Origin of the sequence: Eudoraea sp. (assembly GCF_049665975.1) — a bacterium.
Lineage (GTDB): Bacteria > Bacteroidota > Bacteroidia > Flavobacteriales > Flavobacteriaceae > Eudoraea.
Map to the genome: position 1 here is coordinate 1 of NZ_JBATGR010000150.1, position 8,904 is coordinate 8,904.

The following is an 8,904-nucleotide window of genomic DNA, read 5'->3' on the forward strand; positions in this document are numbered from 1 at the left end:
GTGTACCTCCAATTGCACTGGCAGTTATGGTAGCCCCTGCATTGTTACATGTAAACGCCACAGTAATGCCTGCCGAAGCAACGAGTGCTGCAGGTTCGGTTAGTGTTTCCGAAAGGATAACGAAGCAGGAATTATCTAAAGCATCCCTTACTTCAATTGAATTTACTCCTGCGCTTAAACCATTAACTGTTACCGGAGAAACTGTTTGGGGCGCCGAAAATGCCCCCCCGTTTACTGCATATTCAAAACCATTTACGACATCAAAGTTTTCTACTTCAAAGGTAATTGTACCATCAGCCAGACCATTACAACTTATATTGGTAAAGTTGGTAATATTTGCATCAAAAGCATTTCCAGCTACAACATCCGTAGCAGTGTCCACAGTACATCCGCTGCCATAATCTACCGTAATAGAATGATTACCAATGGCTACATTAGTAAAGATATTAGAAGCCTGTAGCGGACCTCCGTCTATACTGTACTGATACGAAGGATCATTGGGTAATACCGTAATATTTCCTGTGCCATCACAATTATAGGCAACACTGGTGCTCAAAACCGGTTCTACAGGTAATGGTGCTATTATAACATCTGGCAGCGTAATAAAACAAGAAACTGCATTCGCGTCTCGTACTCTTATTGAATAAGCACCATCAATAAGGCCAGTAAAGGTAATTCCGCCGGGCGTAGATGCCGTCCAGGAACCTGCGTTAAGACTATATTGATAATCTCCTGATCCTCCGGATGTTGGGGTTACGCTTCCTACCGTTATTTCACCTAATTGAAGACAGGTATAAGCCTGTGTTTGAACAGCCTCAGCGATTAGTTGAGCGGGCTCAAGTACATCAATTGAAGCGGTTTCTTCACAATTGTTAGCATCCCTTACCCGGATTGGATAGGTGCCGGCAGGAAGGTTTACAAAATTTCCTGTTGCCTGGTAGGTTGTTCCGTTATCTATACTGTATTAATAAGGCCCCATTCCATCAGCAGCAACAATCGTTATGGTACCATTGCTGTCTCCAAAACATATTGCAGGAGTTGATGTTGGAGTTATAGTTATAGGCGCATCTTGTACAATAGTGATATCGTACATAGCTTCACAAAATGTTACATTTCCATTATTATCCCGGACGTATACATCATAGTCCCCGGCACCGGTAACTGTAATTGGATTTACTGCACCGAAATCTCCGGGAACCGGAGCTGCTCCGTCAGCTACAATTGCATAAACATAATTTCCATCACCACCTGCTGCAGTTACCGTTACATCTGTTGTTGTTGCACAGGCCGTTATATTGCCTGCTGAAGCTGTGACCGTCAATTCCGGATTTATTGTAATAGTGTCTGTACCGGTACAATTATTTCCATCAATCACGTCAATGGTATATGTACCTGGTCCCAAGCCGGCAAAAACGTTATTTGTGTCATAAAGCCCGCCGTTAATTCTATATTCAAAGTTTCCATCTCCGCCGGATGTAACATTTGCCGTTAACGTTAATCCTACCAGATCATCATAACAAACATTATTTGGGACTATTGCTAATACAGGAGGCAAAGCAGCATTCAAGTCAAATGTTGTCATGGCAACACAACCATTCGCATCTGTAACAGACGCAATATAAGTTCCTAATTGTACCAGACCAGTAAAGGCACCGGTAGCATTAGTCACAATTGTAATTGTATCAGGATAGGTTAATGAAAAATTATAACCTCCCCAACCATCAGTCGCAGTAAGTATTACACTGCCCGGGTCTGTACATGTGGGCTGAGTTTCACTAGCCGATAACGCAAGAACCGCCGCAGGGGCATTTACCGTAACACTTGCTGTGTCAGTACAGTTTGTATCATTATCCGTTACTGTAATATCATAAGTTCCTGCTGGTAAACCGGTTAAAGGAATTGTTGCGCTAGTTTCTCCGGATCCGCTAAACGCAGATGGCCCGGTGACGGTATAATCGTATGATGTGGCGAAGTCCGAAACAGTGTATAGAATTTCTCCGTCGGAATCACCCAGACAGCTAATATTGCTTATTAACTGGCCAACAACCCCAATGGGAGTTACCGGCGTAATGGTATAACTTTCTTCGTAGGTACAGCCTTTGTTGTCTGTTACTCTAAATGTATAGGTGTCAGGAGCGAGACCATCAAAATCTGCCGAACTACCGGAAATTGAGGTAGCTGCAATTGCCGCAGGGGCAATTATTTCAAAAAGGAATGGAGTATTGCCATCTACTACTGTTACAGTAAGATCTGAAGTTTGTGTCGGGCAATTAGGCGCCGTTGAAACAAAAGATAGATCAGTAGGTTCGTTTAAAGGATCTATAGTTACCGGGTTTGTCACAAAAACACAACCACTGGCATCTCTTATTGTTATTGTATAAGTTCCATTGGTAAGGTTAGAGAAAGTCTCTGCTCCCGGTCCGGAAAAAAAGTTTACACCGTCTATGCTATATTCATATGACGCTGCATTACCTCCACTTACACCCTGAGCTTCAATAATTCCGTTTTGAAGACATGTGTAATCCTGTACTAAAACGGCTGTTCCTGTGACAGAATCAACAGGACCACCTATGGTAAAGGTTTCTACAAAATCACAGGTGTCTGTTCCGTTTGTTTGCGTTAAAGTTAAGCTGTAATTCCCTTGTCCAAGGCCGGTAAAAGATCCGGAAGCATTGGTTGTTGTTGAGGTATCCGGATAGGTTAAGGTATAAGTTATACTATAGCCATTGTAATTTGTTACATTAACAGCAAAGGACCCGTCTGCACCACCTAGGCAGGTTTCGTCTATTGCTGTGGTAGTGTAAACTACCGCGGGCGCTACAGTAATTGTAGCTGTATTAGATAATTCCCAACAGTTATTTGCATCAACAACCACAAATACGTAATCTCCTTCTTCACCATTTGTAAAAGTGAAATCACTTAAATCCTGAAATTCTGCGGCTGGAATATCTGTAATATCTGTATAAGTCGTTACCCCATTAAAGCTCCAGATCGCATATAAATAATCCGGGTTAGGAAAACCACCTGAACCGGTTACGGTTATAATACCATCGGTACAATCAATTGGTTTGGTCGTCACTGCATTTGCGGCAAGGTCTGTAACATCGTTTATTGTTACCTGCTCTGAATAAGTACAACCATCATCTGTTGTCACCAACACATCATAAACACCATCATTTAAGTTTAGAAAAGTATAATTATTATCAACGGAAGGGCCAAATGTATCAACTGTTGTACCTCCTTGAGATATTTCATAATAATATTGGGGCTCTACATCAAGAGCTGAAATTGAAATTTCCCCTAATCCATTACAATCCGTGTCCTTTGTGGTGATATTTACCTGAAAGTTACGTGCAAGTACACCTATATCTTCTAACCTGAAAATACAACCATCAACAACACCTTGCTGACGCATTTCTACCGTATACGCACCGTTAGAATTTATTGTAAAACTTGGTCCATTTAATGCACTATATGGTACCAAAACAGCACCATTAGTTGCATCTAGCAACTGGTACTCATAATCAACAGGCATATTTGTTACAGTGATGTTGCCGGGTGATAGACAGATTAAATCTGTAACATTGTATTGAGGATCAAGAGGATTCTTGAATATATCAAAATAAAACCTGGTAAAACACCCGTTTTGATAGTTGATTATTAGCCTGTATCTACCGGCATCTGAAGCGAGAAAATTATTCCCCGTTCCTACGTTGTTCCACGCACATCCTGAATCTTTGTTAGCGCAATCCGCAACAGACGCACCACAACTTGCTTCATCAAGCTGCTCCCACTCTATGCTGTCAGCATCCGGAATATTAATTTGTATAAGTTCACTGTCGTTGAGTCCGCACAAGAATATTTTCGGTAATAATTCTCCATCATTTGGACAAGTTACCACCTCCCCTTCTACGCTATTAGTAGTATCATTGATTAATGTAACGATAGGGTTTATCTGGGTGGCTCCAAATAGCTCTACTGTAATAATTTCCTGAAAACCTTTACAAGGGTCGGCAACTATTTTATCAACAATATAAATACCTATATCATTAATTAAAAGTGTACTTGGATCACCATCAGGATCACCGTCGTTTAATAAGGTATCACCCGGATCAATTAGCCCATCCTCATTCTCATCTTTATACCAAACATAAGAGTCAAAATTGTCTCCGGCATCTAGAAGTAAATCATCCCCACAAAGCTGAACGGTTCTGCTATAATCACAACTTTCAAGATCATCTAATAAAAAGTTCGTTGCACCTGGAGTTACAAATCCGCAATTGTCAAATTCGGATACACTGGGATCATCAGTAATCTGTGCACCGTTTATGACTCCTTCATAGGTAGAATAGGCCTGATTCGCAATTAAATCAGTACAGGCATCTACAAAATCAAAACAATTTTCTGCTACTTTTACCCTTAACCGTATCTCTGAAAGCGGATCACCCTCTTCTATAAGGTTATCCGGTATGTTAAAGGATATTTCATTGGCTATCGGGTCATATACATAGGTTACTCCCGGAGGCAATACCAAATCTGATTCTATAACTGTGACATTGACTGGTAAAACATCTCTTAAAACATAATTAGTGGCATCATCATTACCTATATTTTGAAAGCCAAGGACATAATCCAGTAACTGGCCTAAGTTCACCCCTAAACCGGTAATATCGTTTCCTGCAATGTCTTCAACTGTTTTTTCTACAATAATATTTGGTTCAATAATCTCAACATTAAAGGAGTTGAAGAATGGATAGTACTGATCGCCACTAGAGGTAAATCGGAAAGTAGCGTCGGTCTCACCATTGGGTATTACAGAATTGGCCGGGTTATTCAACAAAAATATATCTGTATCGTAACCTAAGGTATTGATACTGTTTGGGTTTCTGTTATTAGTAATAGCACCATTAAGCGTAATATTACTGTTAAAGAAATTATTAGCCGGGTTTACGGCATTACTAATGGTTGTAAATCCGGGGTTACTGGCGGCTCTGATTCGCATTCTGTCACCGGTAATTCTATTATCTCCTTCTAATGCGGCAGCGCCAATATTGGCCCTAACCGGACCCACAGGGATAGTATTGAACCCACTATAGTTTATGTCAACGGATGGATTCGCACTTCGTACTCTGGCAAAACCATCAAAGGTTGTAATTAATTTTCCTGATAATGTGGGGTTTTCATATACAATAACTAGTGTCCATCCCCCCGCTGCACCTCCTCCCGGAGAAAGCGAACCAACAACAGATCGTATGTTTGCAACCGTATAATCCCCTGAAGGATCTGCTAATGGGGTTATAAGCGCTGTTACGTCTGCATAGCAGGCATAAGGACTATTTTGAGTCACGGAAGCATCACCACTGGTGAATCCATCAAATAAAACCTCATCCGCAGTTACATCTATATAAGCTCCTCCCGGAACCATAAGTTTCACCTGGTTAAAATCGTTTTGTCTTCCTGTGCCCAGGGCCTGACCGGCCTGAGCACTTGGATAGGTTGCAGACCAATATAATCCGGCATATCGGACAAGGTTACAACTAGCCTGTGGATAGGTAAATGTGGCCCGGCTTGAGCTAAAGGTGGTAGGGTCGCCATCCACATCAATGTACTGCATGTTTAGCCAGTCATTGTAAGTAGAGGAGTTACCGGTGGAATTATAAGGGTCTTCCGGTTGAGTACTTCCAGTGCCTCCATTCCTGTTAACAATATTATTAGCTATAAAAGTTAAATCACCCCTTAGGTTATTTTGATACCTAACTTCAAAACTATTGAATTCTTGTGAAATGCCTATAAATGAAAATAGTACCACACAGGCAAAAAGAAAATTTTTAGTAAAATTTGGTTTCATCTAGGTTATTAAGTTTGGTGTAACGCGCATGATCCACATTTTATCATCATATGCGTCATTAAGTTTGGAGTAGTAAGATATTAGGGCATTATTCCAGGATTCGTGTCGCTTTAAATAAACATACCGATAGTTATTTACGGGATTTATAAAGTAGCTGGCACTAAGCCCCTGGGAGTTTAATAATTTTACGAATCGATTGGCATTTTTAGGATTTGCAAAGACATTTGCTATGATATAATAACCGGAACCAACACCATTAATAAATTGACTTTTCGACTTTGGCTCGCTGTCTGTTACATTATCCCTGACAACAACATTCTTTTGAAGAACATCTGTGTCATATTCAGACGATTTCTCACGAATTTTAGTTGAATTTTCAGCATAGGCCTCGTTGGTATATCGGTTATCAACATTCATTACCCATAACTCCCCGTTATAGGCTCCGTTTAATCCGGATTTGTGGGCGGCCAATGCCTCGTTCCAGGTATCGTATCTCTTCAGATAAACGTATTTTAAGCCGTTCTTTGGATTGTCAATATAATCAGCGTCTAAGCCCTGGTCATTAAGATTGTCCATGAATTTATTCATATAATGCCCGCCTTTGTAAACATTCGCAACTATATAGTATCCATTTTCCACGCCATCGAGGTCCCTGAATTTTTGGCCTTTAACATTGTTTCGTTTGGCTTCCTGAATAAAGACATCTGCCTGAGTTTTCTTCCTGACTATAGGCTTATACTCAGTAGGCCTTGGCTTCTCAACATTTTCAACAAGGGCTGTTTTGTCATTATTAATGAAATACATTTCCCTGGCCTTTTCTTCCAGATCAGGACGATCTCCATTGGTTTCATTACGCACCATGCGCATAACCATCTCAAATCTTCTTTCAAGATCTTTTTCGCGAGTTGTCTCCATGGAGTCTTGTCTAAAGATGAGTTCCGCAAGTATTGCATCATTTTCTGCCAGACGGCGCTTTAGCTCTGTAATCTCTTCGTCATCGGAAGCAAGGGATTCTTCTAGCACCTCTTGTTCTTCTTCAATATTTGCGATGGCTTCTTCACTTTCTTCTAACATTACCCTATCTTCCGTTAGATTAGGCGTGAAGGAATATGCAAATGAAATTTCATGAGTAGTACCAAAGTTGTCAAAACTATTGGATAGGCCTTTCTCCATGGTATACCCAAGAGAAAGTCTTTTTCCAAGGTTAAAACCTATCCCGGCAGAAGCCCCATAAAAACTATCATATCCCGCTTGTACCCATCCTAGTTTTGGCAAGTCGAAAATTATATTACCACCTAAAACTATATCTTCCTGGCCAACTTGTCTTACACGAGCCAGCGGCATCAAACGAGCATTTTCAAAAATTCCGGCGTTACTTTCTAACGCATGAGTATACTGTAAATGAGCTGAGAAAGTCTTGTCTTTAAAGTCTGTAACAGATTCACTCGTTTTCAGGTTGTATTCCAAAAGGTTTTCAGCAAAAACCCCGAAATCGAACTGACTATAAGAAATGTTAAATCCAGGTTGAAAGGAAAGCAGTGAACTATCCTGAAAACCACTAAGCAGTGGATCGAGCTCTATGGGGTTAGCCCTGCTTTGATCCAGGCCACTACTGTAATAGGATAAATTAGCACCAAAGGTGAAATTACTTTTATCGCTTAATTTTACACCATAAGCATAATTTGCCAATATTCCGTAGTTGCTAACAACCCCTTCGCGCTGCGTATATAAACTCAATCCGAGCCCTGATCTGTCGTTAACCCTTCCACTATAACTAAGAAAATATAACTGGTTGTTGTCATCAAAAGATACCGATTGGTTTCTATGTAAAAGATTAATATATGACAAGTCTTCACGAACTGTTGAGAAGGTCGGATTTATAAGAAATCTGTTAAACTTTAACAGGTTCTGTGAAGGCACATCATAAGAGATAAAAGGATTATCTTCCTGCGCGCCTACTTTTGTAAGCGCCATGATGAACAACAACAGATATATTAATTTTAGTTTCATTTTATTTGTTAACGAATAATTGTTATTGTCCCTTGTTTTAGAACCTCATTAGCGTCTTTAATCTTATAGAAAAAGACCATGTTTTGCTTGGCAAAAGTCATTGAAGTTTCGGGCCAGTTATTTTGATAATTGAATTCATTTAATACTTCCTTACCTGCGCTATTGAAAATGAGCACATTCACGTCAGGCTTATTAGAGTAGGAATTGGGGATAATCCATTGATCATTTATTCCGTCACCATTTACAGTTATAACATTCGGTATTTTAAAGTTGTCAAGATATTCTACAGTTAAGCTCCTGCTTACTTCACAATTCCCTATAGCTGCTATAAGAATATAGGAACCTTCCTCTGTAAATGTTACAGAAGAAGAAGTGCTTATTTCTGTATTATTAGAATCATCCCACCTGTATGAATCACCACCACTTGCGGTAACTGTTCTTGAGCCACCTTCTGGAAATACAATTGTACCGGAAGGGTCAAGAGTTATCAATGCAGGATCAAGACCAGATATAACAATTTCATTTGATGGAAGCGCACACCCGTTTCTGTCTAATTGCAATTGGTACGTTCCTGGCTCTGTAACCGTGAGAGCTATATCGGTTGTATTTAGATTTACACCATCTTTGAACCAATCAAAAGATTCACCAGACAAATTCGTGGTAGTGTTAATTGTTATTGGTTCTGAGGGACCACAACTAATAAGACCGGTACTGTTAATGGTTAAAGTCTCATTTACCAATAGCTGAACAGACAGGGAGTTTGATGTTGCGTTATATGTAGTAATATTTCCGTCTACTTCATAATTACCATTTTCAGTAATATCCGTTAAACTTAGGCTTGCCGAAGTTTCTCCACTAATAGGACTGCCATCTTTTTTCCACTGGTATGAAAATCCGGAGATAAGAGAAGCAGTTACATCAGTCACGCCTCCACCCGAATCTATGGCATTAATAGTCGTTACATCAAGGACAATACTGTTGTTCGCACAGGCCGTATAAGCAGAGGCATAATCAATTACGATCTCAAAAGAAGCAGGGGCAACTAC

The 8,904-nt window shown here is 40.2% G+C and carries 4 protein-coding genes; all 4 read right to left on the bottom strand.

Going from position 1 to position 8,904, the window contains the following annotated elements:
- Positions 1 to 556, bottom strand: a 556-nt coding sequence (locus WBN20_RS05665) for a hypothetical protein (RefSeq protein ID WP_424281027.1), incomplete at its 3' end; no start/stop codon positions are given.
- 408 nt (positions 557 to 964) lie between these two features.
- Positions 965 to 5,848, bottom strand: coding sequence for a hypothetical protein (locus WBN20_RS05670; RefSeq protein ID WP_424281028.1), 4,884 nt, complete (start codon positions 5,846 to 5,848; stop codon positions 965 to 967).
- Positions 5,849 to 7,858 (bottom strand): PorP/SprF family type IX secretion system membrane protein, encoded by a 2,010-nt coding sequence (locus WBN20_RS05675; RefSeq protein ID WP_424281029.1) that lies wholly within the window; start codon positions 7,856 to 7,858, stop codon positions 5,849 to 5,851.
- Positions 7,859 to 7,866: 8 nt separating this feature from the next.
- Positions 7,867 to 8,904 (bottom strand): gliding motility-associated C-terminal domain-containing protein (locus WBN20_RS05680; RefSeq protein WP_424281030.1); only part of this gene is annotated, 1,038 nt, incomplete at its 5' end.

Coding starts and splice junctions, on each gene's coding strand:
- WBN20_RS05675 (WP_424281029.1), bottom strand. CDS start 7,858: ATGAAACTAAAATTAATATATCTGTTGTTGTTCATCATGGCGCTTACA.
- WBN20_RS05670 (WP_424281028.1), bottom strand. CDS start 5,848: ATGAAACCAAATTTTACTAAAAATTTTCTTTTTGCCTGTGTGGTACTA.